Source organism: Agriterribacter humi, from assembly GCF_009192765.1.
GTDB classification, from domain to species: Bacteria; Bacteroidota; Bacteroidia; order Chitinophagales; family Chitinophagaceae; genus Agriterribacter; species Agriterribacter humi.
In genome coordinates this window covers 279,200-300,157 of record NZ_VOHQ01000004.1, presented here as the reverse complement: position 1 = coordinate 300,157, position 20,958 = coordinate 279,200, and the positions used below count along the sequence as shown (strand labels likewise).

General features: G+C 41.5%; 23 protein-coding genes and 1 tRNA gene. 15 read left to right on the top strand and 9 right to left on the bottom strand.

Features of this window, described 5'->3' with window-relative positions; genetic code table 11:
- Window positions 1–487 precede the first annotated feature (487 nt).
- The 5 genes from radA to FRX45_RS09955 all read left to right on the top strand — a co-directional run bounded on the left by radA (window position 488) and on the right by FRX45_RS09955 (window position 5,614).
- Entirely contained in the window at window positions 488–1,858 is a 1,371-nt protein-coding gene (gene radA / locus FRX45_RS09975; protein ID WP_152268263.1) for a DNA repair protein RadA, read from the top strand.
- Between the two features lie 12 nt (window positions 1,859–1,870).
- On the top strand, window positions 1,871–2,569 hold the full coding sequence (locus tag FRX45_RS09970; protein ID WP_152268262.1) for a ComF family protein: 699 nt from the start codon (window positions 1,871–1,873) through the stop codon (window positions 2,567–2,569).
- Window positions 2,570–2,586: 17 nt separating this feature from the next.
- Window positions 2,587–3,975: a hypothetical protein gene (locus tag FRX45_RS09965; protein ID WP_152268261.1), complete on the top strand. Its 1,389-nt coding sequence runs from the start codon at window positions 2,587–2,589 to the stop codon at window positions 3,973–3,975.
- A gap of 53 nt (window positions 3,976–4,028) precedes the next feature.
- Complete coding sequence (locus FRX45_RS09960) at window positions 4,029–4,541, top strand: glutathione peroxidase (protein ID WP_152268260.1); 513 nt, start codon at window positions 4,029–4,031, stop codon at window positions 4,539–4,541.
- A gap of 122 nt (window positions 4,542–4,663) precedes the next feature.
- Window positions 4,664–5,614 carry an aldose 1-epimerase gene (locus FRX45_RS09955; RefSeq protein WP_152268259.1) on the top strand — a complete coding sequence of 317 codons (951 nt, stop codon included), beginning with the start codon at window positions 4,664–4,666 and terminating at the stop codon, window positions 5,612–5,614.
- Between the two features lie 114 nt (window positions 5,615–5,728).
- Here FRX45_RS09955 and FRX45_RS09950 read toward each other — a convergent pair whose 3' ends face one another.
- Window positions 5,729–6,163: a LexA family protein gene (locus FRX45_RS09950; protein ID WP_152268258.1), complete on the bottom strand. Its 435-nt coding sequence runs from the start codon at window positions 6,161–6,163 to the stop codon at window positions 5,729–5,731.
- Between the two features lie 73 nt (window positions 6,164–6,236).
- Here FRX45_RS09950 and FRX45_RS09945 point away from each other — a divergent pair, with 73 nt between their 5' ends.
- The 4 genes from FRX45_RS09945 to FRX45_RS09930 all read left to right on the top strand — a co-directional run bounded on the left by FRX45_RS09945 (window position 6,237) and on the right by FRX45_RS09930 (window position 9,641).
- A complete protein-coding gene (locus FRX45_RS09945; RefSeq protein ID WP_152268257.1) occupies window positions 6,237–6,851 on the top strand; it encodes a 2'-5' RNA ligase family protein in 615 nt (204 codons plus the stop codon).
- 176 nt (window positions 6,852–7,027) lie between these two features.
- Window positions 7,028–7,324, top strand: a complete 297-nt coding sequence (locus FRX45_RS09940; RefSeq protein WP_152268256.1) for a GxxExxY protein — start codon at window positions 7,028–7,030, stop codon at window positions 7,322–7,324.
- Between the two features lie 259 nt (window positions 7,325–7,583).
- The gene (locus FRX45_RS09935; RefSeq protein ID WP_152268255.1) at window positions 7,584–8,693 is read left to right on the top strand and encodes a PA0069 family radical SAM protein; all 1,110 of its coding nucleotides are present in this window, start codon (window positions 7,584–7,586) and stop codon (window positions 8,691–8,693) included.
- Window positions 8,694–8,807: 114 nt separating this feature from the next.
- The gene (locus FRX45_RS09930; protein WP_152268254.1) at window positions 8,808–9,641 is read left to right on the top strand and encodes a Fic family protein; all 834 of its coding nucleotides are present in this window, start codon (window positions 8,808–8,810) and stop codon (window positions 9,639–9,641) included.
- A 26-nt stretch (window positions 9,642–9,667) separates the two neighbouring features.
- Here the strand turns inward: FRX45_RS09930 and FRX45_RS09925 are convergent, their stop codons facing one another.
- Both FRX45_RS09925 and FRX45_RS09920 read right to left on the bottom strand, forming a co-directional pair.
- Entirely contained in the window at window positions 9,668–11,227 is a 1,560-nt protein-coding gene (locus FRX45_RS09925; RefSeq protein WP_152268253.1) for a glycoside hydrolase family 10 protein, read from the bottom strand.
- Between the two features lie 38 nt (window positions 11,228–11,265).
- On the bottom strand, window positions 11,266–11,721 hold the full coding sequence (locus tag FRX45_RS09920) for a MarR family winged helix-turn-helix transcriptional regulator (protein ID WP_152268252.1): 456 nt from the start codon (window positions 11,719–11,721) through the stop codon (window positions 11,266–11,268).
- 240 nt (window positions 11,722–11,961) lie between these two features.
- On the opposite strand from FRX45_RS09920, the gene msrB reads away from it, so the two are divergent.
- A complete protein-coding gene (gene msrB, locus FRX45_RS09915; protein WP_152268251.1) occupies window positions 11,962–12,441 on the top strand; it encodes a peptide-methionine (R)-S-oxide reductase MsrB in 480 nt (159 codons plus the stop codon).
- 175 nt (window positions 12,442–12,616) lie between these two features.
- On the opposite strand, the gene FRX45_RS09910 is transcribed toward msrB, so the two are convergent.
- From FRX45_RS09910 to FRX45_RS09900, 3 genes are read right to left on the bottom strand one after another with little or no spacing between them, the layout of a single operon-like run.
- Complete coding sequence (locus FRX45_RS09910; RefSeq protein ID WP_152268250.1) at window positions 12,617–13,033, bottom strand: arsenate reductase ArsC; 417 nt, start codon at window positions 13,031–13,033, stop codon at window positions 12,617–12,619.
- Between the two features lie 18 nt (window positions 13,034–13,051).
- On the bottom strand, window positions 13,052–13,900 hold the full coding sequence (locus FRX45_RS09905) for an arsenite methyltransferase (protein ID WP_152268249.1): 849 nt from the start codon (window positions 13,898–13,900) through the stop codon (window positions 13,052–13,054).
- Window positions 13,901–13,957: 57 nt separating this feature from the next.
- A complete protein-coding gene (locus FRX45_RS09900; RefSeq protein WP_152268248.1) occupies window positions 13,958–14,290 on the bottom strand; it encodes an ArsR/SmtB family transcription factor in 333 nt (110 codons plus the stop codon).
- A 108-nt stretch (window positions 14,291–14,398) separates the two neighbouring features.
- Between FRX45_RS09900 and crcB the strand changes: the two genes are divergently transcribed.
- Together crcB and FRX45_RS09890 are read left to right on the top strand one after the other, a co-directional pair.
- Window positions 14,399–14,770: a fluoride efflux transporter CrcB gene (gene crcB, locus FRX45_RS09895; protein WP_152268247.1), complete on the top strand. Its 372-nt coding sequence runs from the start codon at window positions 14,399–14,401 to the stop codon at window positions 14,768–14,770.
- 66 nt (window positions 14,771–14,836) lie between these two features.
- Window positions 14,837–14,909 (top strand) — tRNA-Thr (locus FRX45_RS09890).
- Window positions 14,910–14,971: 62 nt separating this feature from the next.
- Here the strand turns inward: FRX45_RS09890 and FRX45_RS09885 are convergent.
- From FRX45_RS09885 to FRX45_RS09875, 3 genes are all read right to left on the bottom strand, one after another.
- Window positions 14,972–16,240 carry an endonuclease Q family protein gene (locus tag FRX45_RS09885; protein ID WP_152268246.1) on the bottom strand — a complete coding sequence of 423 codons (1,269 nt, stop codon included), beginning with the start codon at window positions 16,238–16,240 and terminating at the stop codon, window positions 14,972–14,974.
- A gap of 340 nt (window positions 16,241–16,580) precedes the next feature.
- Window positions 16,581–17,417 (bottom strand): formyltetrahydrofolate deformylase, encoded by an 837-nt coding sequence (gene purU, locus FRX45_RS09880; protein WP_152268245.1) that lies wholly within the window; start codon window positions 17,415–17,417, stop codon window positions 16,581–16,583.
- A gap of 51 nt (window positions 17,418–17,468) precedes the next feature.
- Window positions 17,469–18,989 (bottom strand): DUF4832 domain-containing protein, encoded by a 1,521-nt coding sequence (locus FRX45_RS09875; protein ID WP_152268244.1) that lies wholly within the window; start codon window positions 18,987–18,989, stop codon window positions 17,469–17,471.
- 178 nt (window positions 18,990–19,167) lie between these two features.
- On the opposite strand from FRX45_RS09875, the gene FRX45_RS09870 reads away from it, so the two are divergent.
- From FRX45_RS09870 to FRX45_RS23265, 3 genes are all read left to right on the top strand, one after another.
- Window positions 19,168–20,082 carry a DUF6089 family protein gene (locus FRX45_RS09870; RefSeq protein ID WP_152268243.1) on the top strand — a complete coding sequence of 305 codons (915 nt, stop codon included), beginning with the start codon at window positions 19,168–19,170 and terminating at the stop codon, window positions 20,080–20,082.
- A gap of 146 nt (window positions 20,083–20,228) precedes the next feature.
- Window positions 20,229–20,621 (top strand): GxxExxY protein, encoded by a 393-nt coding sequence (locus FRX45_RS09865; RefSeq protein WP_152268242.1) that lies wholly within the window; start codon window positions 20,229–20,231, stop codon window positions 20,619–20,621.
- Between the two features lie 171 nt (window positions 20,622–20,792).
- Window positions 20,793–20,933 carry a hypothetical protein gene (locus FRX45_RS23265; RefSeq protein ID WP_193311649.1) on the top strand — a complete coding sequence of 47 codons (141 nt, stop codon included), beginning with the start codon at window positions 20,793–20,795 and terminating at the stop codon, window positions 20,931–20,933.
- Window positions 20,934–20,958 lie beyond the last annotated feature (25 nt).

Sequence of the window (20,958 nt, the reverse complement as noted above, 5' to 3'; positions counted from 1 at the left end):
GTTTAAAAAAAATATAACTGCCAACTTGACGAAATTTACTAAGCTTCGGGCAATTTAAAAAAAACCATAACATACTGATTAACATATAATTATAATGCGCAAACAGGCTGTCCTGTGGTATGAAAAGTTATTCACAGGGGCCAAAATTAATTTTGTTATGTTTAAGCAATTTGTAATTTAGTGCAAGAATTTAATGGGTTAGTAAGTACTAAAGGGTCGGCGAAAGCTGACCCTTTAACTTTAAAATACTTTTCGTTTTTATCTGCATGTTTTCTTTGTAAAATATTTTCTGCGATCTTTTTAAAAATTTTACCCGTCTTTAAATTTTAATTGCTGTAATTCTCATTTGCATATTCATCAATGATCTTTTCTTCAGCATAAAGTCAAATTTTAATGATTGACCAAAGCCCATTTTTTACTTTACCTATACTACGATACAATCAAACATATCCATTTCCGGTTTCTTCCCTCTCCGTATCTTTAGCACATGAGCAAAATAAAAACTGCTTTCTTTTGTAGTAATTGCGGCTATGAATCTGCTAGATGGACAGGAAGATGTCCTTCATGCAGCGAGTGGAATACTTTTGTGGAAGAGCTTATTGAAAAACCTTCTAAAAATAATAAGGGATGGAAAGGATACAGTGAGAATGGAAGCGAAGTAAAAACAATTGCGCTGCACGAAATATCAGCGGCGGAAGAGAAAAGGATTATTACACCGGATGCAGAGCTGAACAGGGTTTTAGGCGATGGCATTGTAACAGGAAGTCTTGTGCTGGTAGCAGGTGAACCGGGCATTGGTAAATCTACGCTGTTTCTGCAAAACGCATTATTGCTGAAAGACGTGATTACTTTATACATCAGTGGAGAAGAAAGTGAACAGCAAATTAAAATGCGGGCCGATCGCCTGAATATCAAAAATGAAAACTTTTACCTGCTTACCGAAACATCAACACAAATTATATTCCAGGAAATAAAAAAACTAAAGCCGCAGTTGGTAATTGTTGATTCCATTCAAACTTTACATTCTCCATACATTGAATCTTCCGCAGGAAGCGTATCGCAGATCAGGGAAAGCGCTTCCGAATTTCAACGCTTTGCAAAAGAAACCAACACACCTGTTTTTTTGATTGGACACATTACCAAGGAAGGAAGTATTGCCGGCCCTAAAATTTTGGAGCATATGGTTGACACTGTACTTCAGTTTGAAGGCGATCAGCATTATGCTTACCGGATTTTACGTACGCTCAAAAACCGTTTTGGCTCCACTTCCGAATTAGGCATTTACGAAATGACAGGAACCGGTATGCGCCCGGTATCTAACCCTTCCGAAATACTGATTACCCAAAAAGAAGAACAATTAAGCGGTATAGCCATTGCAGCTACGCTTGAAGGGCAACGGCCTTTATTGATAGAAGTACAGGCGCTTGTTACCCAATCGGTGTATGGCACCCCTCAACGAACAAGCAGCGGGTTCGATCTGCGCAGACTTCAGCTTTTGCTGGCTGTTTTGGAAAAAAGAGGCGGATTTCATTTTGGAATGAAGGATGTATTTGTGAATATTGCAGGCGGACTAAAAGTAGAAGACCCTTCCATAGACCTGTCCATGGTAAGCGCTTTGCTGAGCTCTTATGAAGATATTTCCCTTCCGCATCAGATTGCTTTTGCCGGCGAAGTTGGGCTGAGTGGTGAAATAAGGGCGGTAAACCGGATAGAGCAGCGCATTGCAGAAGCCGAAAAACTGGGTTTTGAAAAAATGATCATCAGCAAATACAATCAAAAGGGCTTAAGCAAACAACATTTTGGCATTGAACTGGTAACGCTGGGCAGGGTTGACGAACTGTATAAATACCTGTTTTAAAATGAATTGCACTTGATAAAAACTGCTTTCAATAGCGTTTCTCACCTTCTCTTTCCGCAATTGTGCAATGGCTGCGGAAGCGACCTGGTTAACGGGCATCACCTCATTTGCCTGAAATGTTATCAGCACCTGCACGAAACCGGCTTCGCATCGCTCGCCAATAACCCGGTTGAAAAAACATTTTGGGGAAGACTGATCTGCAGCAGTGCCATGAGCCAGTATTACTTTGCTAAAGATTCATTGCTGCAACAGCTTATTCACCAGTTTAAATACAAAGACAATAAAGAACTGGCCCATTACTTTGGAACGCTGATGGGCGAAACATTACAAACATCCTCAAGGTTTCAACTGCCGGATGCGATTGTTCCTTTACCGCTTTTCCCTGATAAGGAATATAAAAGAGGTTATAACCAGGCGGCTTTATTAGGCGAAGGCATTGCTGCAGTTTTACAGGTTCCGGTATTATACAATGCAGTGCTCCGCACAAGGTATACTACTACTCAAACCCATAAAACACGTATGGAGCGCTGGCAAAATGTAGAAGGTGTTTTTACAACAGCAGCCAATACGGAACTCCGTCAAAAGAATATATTGCTGGTAGATGATGTGATTACCACAGGCGCTACCATTGAAGCCTGTGGTAATGCTATCCTGGAAGATGTGCCGGATGTAAAATTAAGCATTGCCACTTTGGCCTTTGCTGCTGCTTAAAAGAATTATACGTGCAAATGAAAAGACTCATTTATTTTTTGCTGCTATTGTTTTTGCTGAAAGGTATTGTGTCCTGTAAAAAACAAACATTCATTACCGATAAAAATGCGGTATTGTCTTTTACCGCCGACACTTTGCGATTCGATACCGTATTCACATCCACCGGATCGGTTACACAATATTTTACCATCATCAACAGCAACACACAAAAACTCAAACTAAGCAGTATAAAACTAATGGGAGGCAATGGCTCCGGCTATAAAATAAATGTGGATGGCAACGCTTCGCCGGAGATAAACAATATTGAAATAGAGGCAGGAGACAGCATTTATATATTCGTTTCGGTTACTATTGATCCTTCATCAACCGATCTTCCTTTTATTGTGCAGGATAGTATACAGGTTAATTACAATGGCAATCAAAAATATATTCAATTAGAAGCGTATGGACAAAACGCACATTTCCTGCGCAATCATTTTATTGATACAGATATTACCTGGAACAATGATCTCCCCTATGTTATTTCGGGTGGCATACAGGTTGCGCAAAATGCCACACTCACCATTGAAAAAGGCTGCCGTATTTATTTGCATGCCGATGCGCCATTTATTGTAGACGGCACATTGACCGTTAACGGAACAAACACGGAGGGTGTAAGTTTCCAGGGCGACAGGTTAGATAACGTATACCGCGATCTTCCGGCATCCTGGCCAGGTATATATTTCAGGCAAACCAGTGTTAATAATATAATTCATTACGGCACTATCAAAAACGCGTACCGGGGCATTATAGCCTTTGGAGACGCCGCTAATGCATTACCCAAACTACAACTGCGACAATGTACTATAGATAATATATACGATGCCGGCATACAGGCGCTGGGCTCTGGTATTGATGCTGTGAACTGCCTTATCAGCAATTGCGGATCCAATATAGTGCTCAGCGAAGGTGGAGAATATAATTTCACCTATTGTACAATAGTAGGTTATGATAACAGCTATATCAGTCATAAAAAACCGCTATTGACCTTAAGCAATGCCGATGAGGCAGGCAACAGCTATAATCTCAATGCACTGTTCCGCAACTGTATCATATGGGCTGGCGGCGAAAATGTTGAAAATGAAGTGTTAGCAGATAAAAAAGGCAACACTGCTTTTAATGCAAACTTTGATCATGTTTTATACAAGGCTAAAAATATATCGCCGGATATTAATGTAATGAATAGTATCGCCAACCAGGACCCTGCATTTGACAGTGTTAATGCCGATCGCCATTATTTTGATTATCATATTGATAAAAATCAATCTCCTGCTGTTAACGCGGGCACAGCCACTCCGGTAAGCAATGATCTTGATGGAAAAACAAGAACAGGTGAGCCCGACCTGGGCTGTTATACAAAAGATTAACGCCGGATTCGGATTTTTTGTAGCAAATTTGTACTTTAATTAAACTCTTCGTTATGATACGTTTATTATTTGTAGCACTTGCTGTAATGATCGCCTCTTCTGTTTACGATTTTAAAGTAGAAGGACTGGAAGGCGGAACAATTGATCTTTCCCAATATAAAGGGAAAAAAATATTAATAGTAAACACCGCATCTAAATGTGGATTTACTCCTCAATACAAAGACCTGGAGGCATTATATGAGCAATATAAAGGAAAGCTGGTGGTTATTGGATTTCCGGCAAACAATTTCATGCGGCAGGAGCCCGGCACCAATGCAGAGATAAAGGAGTTTTGTGAAAAAAATTATGGGGTTACATTTCCCATGGCGGCTAAGATTTCTGTAAAAGGAGATGATATACATCCATTGTTCAAATACCTTGATGACGAAGCGGAGAAATTGGGGATCAAAGATCCGGTTAAATGGAATTTCACCAAGTTTTTGATAGATGAAAAAGGAAAGCTGGTTACTGTTTTTCCAAGCAAAGTAAAACCAATGAGCGAAGAGGTTTTAAAATACCTGAACTGATCCTGAGTTTGATATAATTAAAATGCCCGCGTGAGTAAATCATGCGGGCATTTTAATTTACGCAACCGGTTGAGCGGCGTTTTGTCGTTGCGTTATATTATCTTGGAGATAAATCACCGTCAATGTTCGCAATAGAGAAACTTCAGCATAATGGATTTGATAAGATCCTGTTAACAGACAATGCTTCACAAAGTAAAGTAGAAATTGTACCTGGCTGCGGCGCCATGTTGCATGCATTTACTGTGCGGTACAAAAAAGATTCAATAAATATTATTGACAGTTACGATAGCAAAAAAGAGTTTGATGAAAATGCCGAAGCCAATGGATTTAAGGGGTTAAAGCTATCGCCCTTCCCGTGCAGGATCCCCGATGCAGTATACAGGTTTAACAACCAGCAGTATCATTTTAATAATTTTTTGCTAAACGGATCTGCCATACACGGTTTATTATACAAACAACCGTTCCGGTTAGTGCAGGAACAGGCAACCGAAAATTTCGCCGGCATAAGTCTATTGCATGAATATAAAGGCGGTGATGCAGGTTATCCTTTTCCGTATAACTGCATTATTGATTATCGTTTGGAAAAAGAAAATGCATTAAGCATCACCACCACGGTAAAAAACACAGGTGATTCTGCCCTGCCAATAGCCGATGGCTGGCACCCTTATTTTACCTTTGGCAGTAAGGTTGATGATCTCGAATTGCAATTTCAATCGCAGGAAATGATGGAATTCATCAATCTTATTCCTTCCGGAAAAATATTGCCTTATACTGCATTCACTTCACCAGCACGCATTGGTGAAACAGCATTGGACAATTCATTTGTGCTGGATTTCAGCAAAACGCAACCCATGTGTATTTTACGCGCCCCTTCCATAGGATGGCAATTGGAAATACGACCGGATAAAAGCTATCCTTATTTGCAAATTTACATTCCTCCGCACCGCAAGAGCATTGCTATTGAAAACCTCAGCGCCCCGCCCGATTCATTCAATAATGGTATTGGTCTTATTACACTCGCAGCAGGCAACAGCACCACTTTCACCACACAATATACCATAAGGAAGGTATGAGTTTATGGTTTATTGTTTGTACATCTTCGGAATTTAAAATTTATTTGTCTTCTGCATTTTGGTTCTTGCTGCTTTGTATTCCCTCAATTTCCGGCTTCGGATTTGTACACTCCATCATACTGCATGAATACAATAAGTAACCACACCCCATATTGAAAAATCTGCAGCAGCCAGGTCTATATCTATAGGCGACAGCTTGCGTGTTTCCGGTATCAGTCTCGTTTTATTAAAAGTTTTCTCCAGCCTGCGGATCAGCATTTCCCCATTGAGTATGGCAATTACTATTTTACCGTTAGCGGCTTTTACCGACCGGTCAACAATTACAATATCACCGTTGAATATGCCCGCATCAATCATTGCATCCCCGCTTACTTTCATTAAAAAAGTTGAGGGCTTGTTGCGGATCAGTTGCTCATTCAAATCGATGCCTCTTTCCATATAATCATCCGCGGCAGCGCCGAAACCTGTGGCGTTGGCATGATCCACATTCCATTGTGTAAAGCGTTTTGAACCATTGTAAGCAGTATTGAGCACCATTTCGCCGTCCATATATCATTTTTTGGAATTACTAATATTTTTAGTAAATTTATACTAAATATTTGATCATTCAAAATGGTTTTTTATGGAACATAATATTCAAATGCTGCCCGGCTATCGCATTAATGAATACCTGCTGGTGCTGAGCCCGCCGGAAGAAGTATGGAATAAGATTGTAAAAGTAAAAGAAGAATTTGCTGAAACATACCAGAGTGCGCAAGCCAGGTGGGGCAAGCCGCACATTACGCTGGCAACTTTTGTGCAATACGAAATGATGGAAGCACGGATTGTGAACCGGCTCAAAGCGGTAGGCATGGGGCAGTATCCGTTTAAGGCGGAACTGCGCGACTATGGCAGCTTTCCTTCGCACACCATATATATTAATGTGGTAACAAAAGTGCCGGTGCAAAACCTTATTAAACAGGTGCGCAGTGAAACGCAACGGCTAATGAAATTAAATGAGGAGAACAAGCCGCATTTTATTATGGAACCGCATGTAACGGTTGCGCGCAAGCTGCAGCCCTGGCAATATGAAAAAGCATGGCTGGCATACAGCAACAAACACTTTACCGGGCGCTTTATTGCGGATGGCATGCTGCTGCTGAAACGGGCACAAAACACAAAAGCATACCAGATCGTACAACGGTTTGCGTTCCAGAACTTACCGGTAGCCACAATACAGGGAGAATTGTTTGGATAATTGCCCGGACATGCCGCCCTATTGTAACAACATGAGCTGATTTAAAATAGAAGACGTCAATGGTAAATAGTAGTGAGCAAAAAGATTTCGATCCACTTACAGCAAGAGAGCAGTGGTTAGCTAACCAGATAATAGATATCGCAATCTGCATTCATAGGGCATTTGGCCCCGGATGAATGGAAGGTGTATATGAAAAGTGTTTCTGCTATGAATTGGGTAAAAGAAATATTCCTTTTGAAAGGCAAAAGACTGTCCGGTTACAATATGATGGACTGGTAATTGATGAAGGCCTGCGGATTGATCTACTTGTAGATGGATTGGTTGTTGTAGAATTAAAAGCACAAGAGTATTACCATCCTGTATGGGACGCACAGGTATTGAGTTATTTGAAACTAAGTGGAAAACGTTTAGGCTATATATTAAATTTTAATGTACCCCTGATGAAAAAGGGAATTAAAAGAATGATTATGTAATGAACGCGCAAATTGGTTTTGGAACAAAGGGACACGGAGACACTATGGCACAGAGAAAACAAAGGCATTTCCCGCGCCTTGCGCGCGGGTGTTTCAAAAAAATAAGAATAGTAAAGACAAAACATCCTCCGTGTCTTTATGTCTCTGTGACACCGTGTTTCAAAACAAAAAGTATGTAATTTTTCAGATTATCTGATCGTACGCAAAGAAGATGAGTTCGACATTAATCCCATTTTATTAACAAGTTTGAATCAATTTTATGTCAGAAAAACTTAAGCAGGATCATTATAAAGTTTCCGCCAAAGAAAAAGAGGAGGCAGAGCAATATTTACAGGGTCGCGGCGCCCAGTTCAATACCAAGAACCGTTTTCTTAAAGACGAAAGAACGAGGGAACACGTGGAAGCCATTGACGACTGGTCGGAAGACAACACGCCCACACAATACCTGGAACAACTTTCAAAAACCATTGTAAATAAAGTAGAGAGCCCGGATGTGGGCATGGCTTACAGCATGAATGCGTATGCCGGCTGTGAGCATGGCTGCATTTACTGCTATGCCCGCAACGTACATGAATACTGGGGCTATAGTGCAGGATTGGATTTTGAACGAAAGATCATCGTTAAAAAAAATGCGCCACAGTTGTTGCGAAAGCAACTTATGCATCCCAGGTGGGAGGTAATGCCCATTATGCTGAGTGGCAATACCGATTGTTACCAGCCCGCCGAACAAAAATACCGGTTAACCAGGGGGCTGCTTGAAGTATGCAATGAATTCAACCAGCCGGTAGGAATCCTTACCAAAAACGCATGGATCATTAAAGACAAGGATGTACTGCAGGAGTTGGCCAAAAAGCGACTGGTATCGGCAATGGTTTCCATCACTTCCTTTAATGAAGATTTGCGCAGGGTAATGGAACCCCGCACCACTACTGCCAAACAGCGACTAAAAGTAATTGAAGAGCTAAGCAGTGCCGGCATTCGCATGGGTGTGATGATGGGCCCTATGATCCCGGGGCTCAATGATCACGAAATGCAGCGCATCATGAAAGCCGCCGCAGATGTGGGCGCTGTATTTACCGCCTATACTTTCATCCGTTTAAATGGCGCTATCAAGTTTTTGTTTCACGACTGGCTGTATAAAAACTTCCCCGACAGAGCCGATAAAGTATGGCATTTAATTGAGCAAAGTCACGATGGCAAAGTGAACGATACCCGCTGGGGACTGCGTATGCGGGGAGAAGGCGCCATAGCGGAGATTATAACGCAACAATATAAAAAATACGGCAAAATGTATCACATGAATGAAGACCGTTTTGAATTGGATACTACCATTTTCAGAAGACCGGGACAACAGGGGAGATTGTTTTAGCATAAATCCTTACTATGACTGCTAAACATAACATTCATAATTGCCTAACTTTGCATCAAAACAAATCTTTGAAAATCACGTTTTTATTGTACATTAATAGTATACCGTCACATAATGAGTAATGATCATACAATAGAAAAGCTCTTAACTGAGTATCAATCAACGCTTGAACAATACAAACGAGTAACATCCACATTTTCCAAAGAAACCCTTTTTGAATACAATGAAATCCTCCTTTCAGCTCATTCATGCGCGATAGAAGGCAACAGCTTTTCTGTCAACGACACAAAGGAACTGAAAGAGCATGGGCTTAATCTGAAGCTTCAGAATAAATCCATGCTTGAAGCCTATGAAATCTTAGACCACTTTAAAGCTTTTGAATACCTGTTTACTAACCTGGAATTACCTCTGACAGAACAATTGCTGGTAGATACGCATAAGCTGCTTACTAATAATACGATTCAATATACCAAAGGTTATGCACCGGGAGAATATACCAAATCAAGGATGGCAGCAGGCGACACCATATTTCCTGATCATGAAACCAGCATCGCCAACGTGCCGGCTTTAATGGAGCAGACACAAGCAGCATTAGAAAAAAAAACAGTCCATCCAATTGAAATAGCTGCCAAATTCCACAAATATTTTATCTATCTCCATCCATTTCCTGATGGTAACGGCAGACTTGGACGACTCTTGTCAAATTTTATTCTGGCTAAAGCCGGCCACCCATATGTTATCATCGAAGCAAAACAAAAAGAGGAGTATATTAATGCACTTAAGTTTTCACATAAGCACAATGATTTAAATGTAATATCATCTTTTTTTATTCAGACCTCTATCAACAGGATGAAACAGGAAATGCATCAGACTTCGCAAAATCCTGTACAAAATAATTCGCAAAAAGTTGCCAATAACAAATCAGGGGGAATGAAGTTTATTTTTTAATTGTAGCTTTTTTCAAACTTTCACGCTCACCTCACTATTTCCCAATCGGATTTTTCATTTGCCCTTTCCAATTTTTGCAGTATGCTGATCTCACTTTCCACATTGTTAATATCTACCGCGGTAATACCAATGTATAATTCCTTACCTGAAGAAAGCGGCTGTGGCAACAACGATAATGTCAACACGCAATCTGCTGAATCTGTAGTAGATGGAATGATCTGCAATGGCGCTTTATTGGAGATATCGGTATTTTCCAAAGAAGGAAAAACATATAAAGCAAATTGACGCAGCCTTTTGTCTGTATCAATATATGCCGTATTGATCCTGACCTGTTGTTCAGATCCTTTTCCTTCGCTGCTGATGGTATTGATTACCGGGGGTTTGGGCGGTATGCTGTCTATCCACGGCATGGGAGGAATTAAAGCAGGATATTTATAGTAATGCTGCTGCAAACTGTCGTTCCACCCGTTAGGGTTTTTCAAAAAAGATTTACTGCTGAAATAAACCTGCCCCTGTATGGTGCTGTATGATCTTGCATCGCGTATTTGCATGGGAATGATATTCCTGTCGCGCCAGCGTACATTGCTCCCTGCTTTATAAATACCTAATCCTATATAACAATGTTTGCCATAGCTGTGCCGGCTCCACCAGTCTACCAGCACTTCATACGGCGCCGCTCTGTGGCCATGCTCCCAGTACAACTGGGGCACTACGTAATCAATGTATCCTTCCCGCAACCACAATAATATGTCGGCATACAGGTCATCGTAATTGGTTTGCCCGGCTTTGGTATCACTTCCCAGGCTGTCCCTGTCTTTGTTGCGCCATACCCCAAAAGGACTGATACCAAATTTGCAATGCGGATTTTCCTGCCTTATCCCGCGGTGCAGTTTAACAATGATAGAATCTACATTACCCCTTCGCCAGTCGCCCCTGTCCATACCCGAACCATATTGGGCGTAGGTTTTATCATCCGGGAATTCCTGTCCGGCAATCCTGTAAGGGTAAAAATAATCGTCAAAGTGAAGGGCATCCACATCATAACGGCTAACAATATCGCGGATCACATTCACCACAAATTCCTGCGCCTCCTTGTTACCCGGATCAAAATACCTTTTCCCTCCATAAGCCACAAACCATTCGGGATGCACTTTGGTAATATGGGTGGGTGAAATAGAGGATTTGCCGATCTGTAATTCCGCCCTGTAAGGATTGCACCAGGCATGAAATTCGAGTCCTCTTTTATGGGCTTCTTCAATCATAAACTGCAGTGGATCATAATAGGGCACGGGAGGGCGGCCCTGCTTACCCGTAAGCCATTCGCTCCAGGGTTCATAAGGCGAAGGATAGAAAGCATCTGTTGCGGGACGGATCTGCACAATAACCGCATTCATGCCATTTTGTACATGCATATCCAGCAGTTTCTTATACTCCGCTTTCTGGCTGTCGGAATTGTAATTTCCCTTTGACGGCCAATCAATATTGTCTACAGTAGCGATCCATGCGGCACGAAACTCATATTTAGGTTGTGCAGCGCAAAAAACAAAAGGACAAACAGCAGCCCAGAAAATAAGCAGAACTTTCATGCAGCAATTATAAAGGAATAAATAAAGCGGAAGATACATCAATCCGGCTTCCTGATCTTATCTAACAGTTGGTTCAGTATTTTTACTTCATGCTCCGAGAGCGCTTGTAAAAGGGAATCCATTTCTTCATTTTTTCGATCCAAACGTTCCAGCATAGCAATGCCCTTTGAGGTAATGGCAATGTCTACAAGGCGTTTATCGGTGAGGGAGGGTTTTTTAGTTGCCAGGTCTTTTATAACCAGCCGGTCTACAATACGGCTGGTGTCGCTCATTTTATCCAGCATTCTTTCCCTGATCTGAAGTGTAGAAATAGGCTTTGGATAAGAACCCCTGAGTATGCGCAGAATATTGAATTGCTGAAGCGTAATATTTTCCTGATCGAAAAAATTTTTCTGCCGCGCCATGATCCAGTTACAGGTATAGATCATGTTGATAATGCCTTTTTGGTGCTCATTGCGGAACGAAGGTTGGCGGATATCATCTTCTAAGGACATGCTGATGGTTTTGCTGCAAAAATATATTTTTAAACCATTTTTAACATTATATTAAAAAAGAGGTTGATTTTTTTTGGTCAAACATCGTACATAACGTAGTTGATATTGTTTCGTAAATTTGTTTTAAAGTCAAAATCACAGATCATGCATATAAAACCTCTTTTTACGTTGTTATTCGCGCCCATGATCTTTTGCCAGTGTAGTTTTTCGCAACCACCTCAAAAAAAATCATCAGCACATATGGATAATACAAATAATAAAAACAAAGTGTACTCCCGCTCCGACAAGTCGAAGGTTGTGTTAAGTGATGAAGAGTGGAAAAAAGTTTTGCCCGAAGACGTTTATTATATAGCGAGGCAAAAAGGAACGGAAAGACCATGGAGCAGTAAGTACGAAAAGTTCAGCGATGTGGGAACCTATTATTGTGCGGCTTGCGGCAATCCCTTATTCAGAAGCGATACCAAATTTGAAAGCGGGTGCGGCTGGCCCAGTTTTTACGAGCCTGTTACCAAAGGCAGTATAATTTATGCTCCGGACAATACAGCAGGTATGGAAAGAACTGAAGTGATGTGTGGGCGCTGTAAAAGTCACCTGGGGCACGTATTTGAAGATGGACCGCCGCCGACCGGCCTGCGATACTGCATTAACGGTGTTGTACTTGACTTTGAAAAAGCGGCTGCGGCCGATAAAAAATTCAAAGAAGAAAATAAAAACGGCTGATTACAAAGCAAAACAGCACATGAAATTTAGTATGCAGACATGACCATGCTGCCTGTAGTATACCTATTTTAAAAAAAACTGCTGCAGATTCACAGAAATCTTCTGCGAATCTGCAGCTAAAAATAGCTGTCACCGGTAATGCTAAAGATATGCATGAAGCCTACACAGGCCCTGGTTATTGTATATTCTCTTTTACAAAATCATCCGCATACGCTTTAATCATATCTCTTACATTTCTGAATTGCTGCATGATCTCTTCCTCAGTACCTTTTGCCTTTGCCGGATCCGGGAAATTATGATGAAACTGCTGTGCGGTTGAAGGAAAAACCGGGCAGCGTTCCCTGGCATTGTCGCAAACCGTAATAATATAATCAAACCCAATACGCCGGTATTCCTCCATATTATTGGAAGTATGCTTTGAAATATCAATACCATCTTCCTTCATAATCGTTATCGCACGTGGGTTTACGCCATGCGTTTCTATACCTGCGCTGTATACTGCTGCTTTATCGCCTGCAAAATGCACAAGGTATCCTTCCGCTATCTGGCTGCGGCAACTGTTGCCCGTACAGAGTACTAAAATCTTCTTCATTCCCTTAACTTTAAATGATTACTGGCAGCATCCCGAACCACAGCAGGTATCTTTTGCTTCTACTGGCTTTTCAGCATATACGGTAATGCTGAATATACCGGTGTGACCTGCTTTAAAATCAGCCATTTCATCTTCATTCAAATAGTTCTTTAGTATATCGGCCGGGATGACGATGGGCTTTTCTTTTTGCAGAACCATATTTTCAAAACCACTCGCCTGTATCAATTCCAGGTATGCCTTCTTTTGAATGGCGCCTGCCACGCAACCCGCATACATTTCGGCATCTTTTTTAAGATTACCGGGAAGCTCGCCCACCAGCACAATATCTGAAATACTGAAGTGGCCGCCGGGTTTCAGCACCCTGTACATTTCTTTAAATACTTTGGCTTTGTCGGGCACAAGGTTAAGCACGCAATTGCTTACAATAACATCCGCTACATCGGCGGCAACAGGCATATTATCAATATCGCCCTGCCTGAATTCCACATTGGTATAGCCCAGGTTTTCAGCGTTTGCTTTTGCTTTTACAATCATAGCGGGTGTAAAGTCAATACCAATTACCTTACCGGCTGCCCCGGTTTCTGCTCTTGCAATAAAGCAATCATTACCCGCGCCGCTGCCCAGATCAATGACCGTATCGCCCTCCTTTATTTTGGCAAACTGCGTGGGCAGTCCGCAACCCAGCCCTAAATCGGCATCGGGCACATATCCTTCCACCTGGCTGTAATCATCGGTCATAATATTGTATACTTCGGTTGAACAGCCACCAGCGCCGCAACAGGAGGACTGATTTACTTCTTTATCCTGCAAGGCTATTTCACTGTATTTCTGCCTTACTATATCTTTTAGTTGTTCCTGCGTTTGCATATTTTTAATATTTAAAGTGTATGATCGAAATATTACGATTGATTGAGTCAAAAAAAATCAGCAGCATTTTCCGGCAACGGCTTTATATGCCGAAAACAAATCGCTTATGTAATTTTTGGCGATGTTCCATTCCGTTTCATCTATACAATAACAAACCTTCACCCCTTCTATATCTCCTTTTATTAAACCTGCGACTTTCAGCTCTTTTAAATGCTGTGATACCGTACTTTGCGACAGCGGCAGTTCATCCACGATATCACCACAAATACAGGACTGCTTATTGATCAATAATTTCAATATGGCCACACGTGCGGGATGCGCCAGTGCCCTGGCATATTTTGCTACCCTGTTGTCTTTTACCGAAAATTCTTCTGCCTTTGTTGCTCCCATCGTTGTAATTATATCGCAATATTACGATTAATTTTAAAAAATCAAAAGTTTTCCGGGAATATTCTTTTTTTTGTACTCCTTTTGTAGGAAGGTTTTATTTAGAATGGTATGTTCAAACAATTACTCTTTATAGGAATTGGTGGTGGTATTGGCAGTATACTGCGCTATGTAGTGCAGTGGTCAATAAGCAGGCACACTACTATGGTATTTCCTGCCGGAACCTTTATCGTAAACATTACCGGCTGCTTTTTAATAGGACTGTTTTATGCACTGGCTTCCAGGAACAATATGCTGAATTTGGAATGGCGGCTGTTTTTAATTACCGGGCTTTGTGGCGGGTACACTACTTTTTCAAGTTTTTCGTACGAGAATATAGATTTATTGAAAAACGGACATTATCTCCAGTTTTCATTGTATACGGGTTTAAGTATTTTTGCCGGATTGCTGTGCACTATTGGTGGAATGGCAGTGGGCAAATAACTGCTTCAGGCAATGGGAGTGTACAACAATTAATTGCTGATCATTATTTTGCAGCAATAACATTACGCCAACTTAGCTCAGCTGGTAGAGCATTTCATTCGTAATGAAAGGGTCGTCGGTTCGAATCCGATAGTTGGCTCAATAATATTATTTTTGAGGGATGCAGGGCGTTACCTCATAACGTCAATGGCTGAGCGATCCTTAAAACAATACCATCTGTTCGGGTTTTGTATTTAATTCCGTTTTATCAAAAAACCAGACGCGGCCATGAGCGCCGTCATAACCTGCGGTGAAATGCTTTTTATTTTGACGGAGGCGATCAACAGCAACGGATAGCTGATGATGATAACGTTGAATATCCTGTATGGGCACCTGGTGCAAAATATTGAACTCCGTACCAAAATGCGATATTGCTTTTACATACAGGGCGTTTACTTTTAAGCTGCTTTCGCTAAAGCCTGCGATCTCAGCAAATATTTCGGGCAATGGCAATACATATTTGAAAGGCTGAACCTGACCGGCTGCTTCCTGCTCGCTACGGTTGGCCAATTGTTCCACACGGTGCGCAACGCCAACGGTCAACGGCTTCCGGCACACAGGACAAGTAGCATCATGCACTTCTTCTACGCCAAATGATATATTGCAATTGCGGTGACCATCGTTGAAGTATTTGCCACGTTGCGGATAGTATTCCCAGGTTCCGGAGAAACCCTGTTTTGTTTTAAAGGCATTGAACATCGCATCGTAATCCTGTGCTGTATCGAGCAAATTCACTTCCCTGCCCAGCTTGTGGGCGGAGTGCACGTCGGAGTTGGAGAGCAGGGTTAACCCATCTAATTCTGCATACCGCCGACACATGAGCGGATCCGCAGAAAGACTTGTTTCCACAGCAAACAGCTCGTTCGTAACATCTTTAAAACAATCCTGAAGCGAAGCATGCCCGTTCTTTGAGCCCAGCGTTGAAAACCAGGGTGTCCATATATGCGCCGGTACAAAAAAGGCCCGGGGAGCAATATCCAATACTATTTTCAACAATTCATGCGCCGGTAACAAGAGTGTTGGCCTTCCGTCGGATGAAAGATCGCCGTAGCCTGCAAGGGCTTTGTTGATGTGGCGGGCAGTTTCAAAATCCGGGGCATATATTAAATGGTGGTTCTTATACTGTTTACCGTTTACTGCATATTCGCAGTTCACTTCCGTTGACAGGCAGAAGTACACCGTTCTGCCCTGTGGCTTTGCGCCGGGCAGCACAGTTAATTCCGGCAGTTGCTTTAATGTAAAAAACCCGTTACCGGCAGGCTGCAGCTTTTCCTCCAGCTCTTTTATCCATGCCGGATGTGTGAAGTCGCCCGTGCCCACTACATCAATACCTTTTATCAATGCCCACTGATACATCGTTTCCAGGCAGAGAAATTTACTGGTAGCTCCGGCATAATGCGAATGTGTATGCAGATCGGCGATAAAAAACATAACCGAAGTTACTAAATTAATTAGTATTACAATGCTAATGATTTATGTATCAGTAAGGATTGACAGGAATATCTTTCTGCTTTTGATGGCTGGGTGAGGCTATTTATCAACGGTTGTACTGGTAAGCGGCTTGTTCAAACTGCTGAAATAATGCTGCGATCTGTTCTTTTTTCATAATGGTTAGTTTTATGGTTGATGTGAAAGTAAAGCTTCTATTGGGCAGCGTTCAAATAAAGTGTAAATGGCCGGAGGGGTACGGACCTGCTCAAAGCATTTAACATTTTTTACTCATCAAAAGGCTTTCCGGGCAGATTCTCCGGGTCTTTTAAACCGTTCTTCATTAAAAGATCACCGTTTTATTTCCGCTCAGCATTACCCTGTCTTCCAGCACCAGCTTTAGTGCCTGAACCAGTACCATTTTTTCTATACCCTTGCCGGCGCGGGACATTTCGGCTGCGTTCTGCGAATGATCAACAGGAATAACGTTCTGGCATATAATGGGTCCTTCATCTAAATTATTATTTACGAAATGCGCAGTGGCGCCAATGATCTTTACACCACGGTTGTAGGCCTGGCGGTAGGGATGTGCGCCGATAAAAGCAGGCAAAAAAGAGTGATGGATGTTGATTATTTTTCCATCGTACTGTTTTACAAACGAAGGAGTGAGTATGCGCATATACCTGGCCAATACAATATAATCCGGTGCATAGCTGTTGATGGTGCTGATCAGCAATTGTTCATGTTCCTCCCGGGAAAATCCTTCTGCAGCAATATGATGATAGGGCAGGTTGAACCTTTCGGTAAAATCCTTTAACAGGGCATAGTTGCTTATTACTCCCTTTATCTCTGCATTCCATTCGTTAAAATGATTGCGCATCAGCAGGTCGCCCAAACAATGATTTTCTTTGGTAACCAATATAACCAGTTTCTTTTTGCGGTCGGGCACTACTTCTATCCGGCTATTGGGCGGAAGCACTTTTGTTAATGCTTCCAGCAATGCCTTTGCATCTGCTATCCCTTCCACTTCGGTGCGCATGAAGAAGCGATTGGTATCTTCATCTACAAACTCCTTATTTTTTACAATATTCAACCCGTTTTCATATAATACACGGGTGATCTTATAGATCAAACCTTTCTCATCGGTGCAATTCACCAGTATGGTGATTGATTTATTCATGCTTATCAATATCCTTTTTGTAAAGTAAATGTTTTTTTAATATACAGCATTTCAATCATTTTCATTTCCGATCATGACAATATGGTTTAACTTATTATAGCCTGTTCCGGCTTCCCATACATTTTCATTGGCGAGTTGTATGCTGTATTCGGGTCTTTCTGAAAGAGAAGGATATTGATCGGGAAAGTTCAACAGCAATGCATAGCTGCCGGCGGCAATGGTGTCAGGTAGTGCTTCTGTTTCCTTCCATTGTATATCGCCCGAAAACCAGAATCGTATATCGGTTTTGCAGGGAAGGATAAAAATTTTTCCGCTTTCCGTATTACGTAATACCAGTTCAACAGTACGGGGATTGAAAGGAGAAGCAAAACCTTTATTGCTGAGGTTAACCGAAAAAGCAAATGGTTCACCTGCTTTACCGGCAGCCGGAAAATGGGCATCCTTTAAAACAAAACGATAGCCCAGTCTTTTTTTAATGCTGCTCATGCAGCCCGCCGAATCCCAATCATTGTTTACTGTATTGTTGTAACCTGTATTGAGGTAACTGTAATGCATAGCCGCCATTTCTTCTTCTGCGCGCCCCGCAGGAGCGCAGTCATTTTGCGGACTAAAAGCATCATCGCAGGTTTCGCCGCCAACCGGCCCGTACCGGCTATCGGCTGCAAAATATTTTCGCATTGTTTCATTGGCAGGTTTTTTTGGAGTGGAGGAACTGCCATAATCATAGTATGTACCGTAATCATCGGAACTTGCTAAAAAGCAATCGTTATGAAATCCTATTCGTGCTTCATCGGTATTGTTGTATGCTTTTTCGCGGCTCATTGGTTTTGAATCGGTAGATGCAACTGGTCCGTATACAAATTTCTGTTTCATTTGCGGGGTGCGAACCTGCACCATCCTGTTCTTTGGTAAAGCATCTAACAGCGCTTTCAGTATGTCGTTCCTGTCGCGCCAGCTACTGTCCATTATCCTTCCGGCGCCATTTTCGGAAGCATCGCCAAAATAATCTGTATAATAGTTTTCACCCCATATACCAATAAAGCCCTGTTGCAGAACGGCGATAATATCCGCATTTTTTTGCAGTAATGGTTTCAACTGCAAAATGTGTTGCAGCACAATGGTTTTGGGCGCATCTCCATAGGGAGGGCAAATGCCTTCTTTATCGGCACAGCCATTTGCCTGTACTTTATTGATATAGGAAAAACGGATGATCATTTTTAGTCCTGCATCTCTCACCACGGTGAAATCATTATCCAGTTTCTGAAGAAAATCAGTACTCAATGGCTTGTGAACGAACTGGTCTAATATATAATACCTGAATAGCAGGGTTGAATAGATAGCGTAACTGGCACTGCCGTGCTTTTGCTGCGCTGTTCTGTATTGGATCAACTGCTGTTTGTTCAAAGGAACAAAATTGCCCGCATGTGTTTGTGAAGGGATATAGAAACCTCTTTCGGGGTTGGGGAAATCGGCGCTGCTTTCGGTATAGCGAATTGTTACAGTCTGTGCATGCAGCCTTTGAAAGTTGATAATAAAATGAACGCAAAGCAGAATAAATAGAAACCTTCTCATAGAGACGCTTAATTAATTCTATTAAAAATACAGCTTCCCGTACATTTTACTTTGATATTATGGTATTAGTCCGGAATGTTTTTTGAAAACCCTTTGCGGGTTAATAAAATATTTTATTATCTTAAGCTATCCGTTCCCGCCGTTTCATTATTTACAGCTAACACCTAAAATGCTAACCATGAAAGTGCACACAGTTTACCTGTTGTTCCTGTGCTGCTTATTGAGCAATCCCTCCTTTGCACAGGATTATTTTTACAATAACCGTTATTACGAAAGCGATTTTCTTTTTGAAGCCGGGTTTTCAATTGGCGCCATCAATTGCCTCACGGATATAGGGGGAAGGCCGGGCAATGGCAAAAGATTCCTGAAAGATTTGAACTGGCAAAATACAAAGTTCAGCGGAGGTATATTTATGGGTGTAACTTACCGTTATGCACTATCTGCCAGGTTATCATTTAATATGGGCAATATTCTTGCCTGTGACAGTATTCTAAAAAATGATCCTTCCGAAGCCCGGAACCGTTACCGGCGCAACCTGCATTTCAAAAGTAACATTGCTGAGTTGATGTTGCTTGCCGAATTGCACCCGCTGATGTTTTTCCCGGTAAATAATAAAGCGAATATATTTTCTCCCTATTTGGTTGGCGGTATAGGGTTATTTCATTTTGATCCGCAAGCCTGTCTTAACGGAGAATGGATTTCCCTAAATGAACTGCATACCGAAGGACAGGGCTTTGTGGAATATCCTGAAAGAAAGGAATACAAACTCACACAATTAAATTTTCCTCTAGGAGCTGGTATAAAATTAGAATGCTCAGCTTTACTGAATCTTCGACTCGAAATATTGCATCGCATTACCCGAACGGATTATTTAGATGATGTAAGTACACGGTATATTGATCCTTCTTTATTTCAAAAATATCTTTCTCCCAACAAGGCATCTTATGCCCTGCAATTACACAACAGGCAAAAGGAACTTGATCCTTTAATTGTAACAACGCCCAACGCTATACGGGGCAACAACAGCAGGAACGATTCTTATTTTACCATACAATGTAAGCTGAGCCTGATCATAGGACGTGAAAGAAGATAAAGTGATGGAGACGCATAATGCCACCAAGACACTAAGGCACTAAATCGCACCAAGTTGTTTTGTGAATCTTTGCGTCTTCGCGACTTTGTGGCAAGTAATAAAGGAAACCCATCAATAAAAACCGTATTGATAAAAAGATAAAACTTATGGAATATTTTCCCCTGACCAAAGAAGAAGAAACAATCGGAAAAGCCATAGTAAATGCTGCTTTTAAAATCCATACAACGCTGGGCCCCGGTTTACTTGAGAAGGTTTATGAAATATGCATGGTTCATGAACTCACTAAAAACGGCTTTCATGTTCAGCGCCAGGTAGATATCCCTATTGTTTATGATGGAATTGTTTTTAATGAAGGATTGAGATTAGATTTGCTGGTGAATGATTTAGTCATAGCAGAATTAAAAGCGGTAGAAACTATGAATCCTGTTTGGCAGGCACAAATAATAAGCCACTTAAAAATGACCGGACTCAGACTTGGATATCTTATAAATTTTACTGTTCCAATGATTAAAGAAGGTATAAAAAGGTATAGAGTATAATTGTATAATTGAACTACGGCTACGTAAAAAGAAACCTTCGTGACTTTGTGGTAATAAAGGAATGCCACATAAGTCGCGCTAAGTCGTTTTGTGAATCTTTGTGTCTTTGAGATTTTGTGGCAAGTAATAAAGGAATGCTACCAAGCCACTAAGGCACTAAATCGCGCCAAGTTGTTTTGTGAATCTTTGCGTCTTCGCGACTTTAGTATAAAAGTCGCTGGTTATGATGATTTTGAAAAGTGCTATGCCGGAAGGGTAGAAACGGGTAAGGAAGGTTTCAGCGATCCATTTATGGGAAGGGTAATAGCCTGAGAGTTCCGTGTTTATTGATTCCTTG